Raw genomic sequence first — 853 nt, forward strand, 5'->3', positions numbered from 1 at the left:
CTAGGTCATGTTGACAAAGAGGATTCCCAAGTCGCGTAAGTTCTGATTCATGGTGGCTTTTGGGAGGCTTCCTTGATCCGGGGTTTGATGAGCGACGAGGAATGGGCGTGTCTTGAGCCATTCGTGATCGAGCGCGGAGCGCGCAGCGGGAGGCGCCCGCGAGATCACCGCCTTGTTCTGGATGGGATTTTCTGGATCGCACGGACGGGCGTGGCCTGGCGCGATCTGCACGAGCATTTTGGCAAGTGGTCATCGGTTTACCGCCAGTTCCGGCGCTGGACGCTGTCGGGCTTGTGGGAGTTGCTGCTCGAAGCCTTCAACGAAAGCGGGGACGGCAACCCCAGCCTGCAGATGATCGACAGCACACTAACCCGGGCGCACCACTGTTCAGCCGGCGCTAAAGGGGGACTCCGTGTCAGGGTCTTGGCCGCTCAAAAGGTGGCTTTACGACCAAGATCCACCTCCGCATCAATGCGCTAGGCCTGCCCATAGCGGTGGCGCTGACCGGCGGCGAGGCGTCTGACTTCAAGGGCTACATGCCAGTCATGGAAGCCGACGGGCCAGCGCCCAAGGTACTGCTGGCCGACAAGGGCTATGATGCTGACTTCATTCGCGAAGATATGGAGAAGCGCGGCGGCACCGCCATGATCCCGACCAAGCGCAACCGGCTGATCCAACTGCCGGTCGATGCCGCCATCTATGCCCTGCGCAACATGGTCGAACGCTGCTTCAACAAGCTCAAAAACGCACGGAGACTGGCAACCCGCTACAACAAAACCGCCGACAGCTATCTCGGCTTCATCCACATCGTCTCAATCCGACTGTGGACCCGCCAATTTGTCAACGCCTCCTA

The 853-nt window shown here is 59.9% G+C and carries 1 protein-coding gene; it reads left to right on the plus strand.

All coding sequences use genetic code 11. The features are described 5' to 3' along the window. Positions 1-87 precede the first annotated feature (87 nt). A protein-coding gene (locus ACODRZ_RS26765; protein ID WP_488973194.1) for an IS5 family transposase occupies positions 88-853 on the plus strand; the annotation gives its coding sequence in 2 pieces (ribosomal slippage) (positions 88-400 and positions 400-853; 767 coding nt annotated over the 2 pieces). This gene is flagged as partial in the annotation.

This window comes from Novosphingobium sp. FG90 (genome assembly GCF_057808725.1).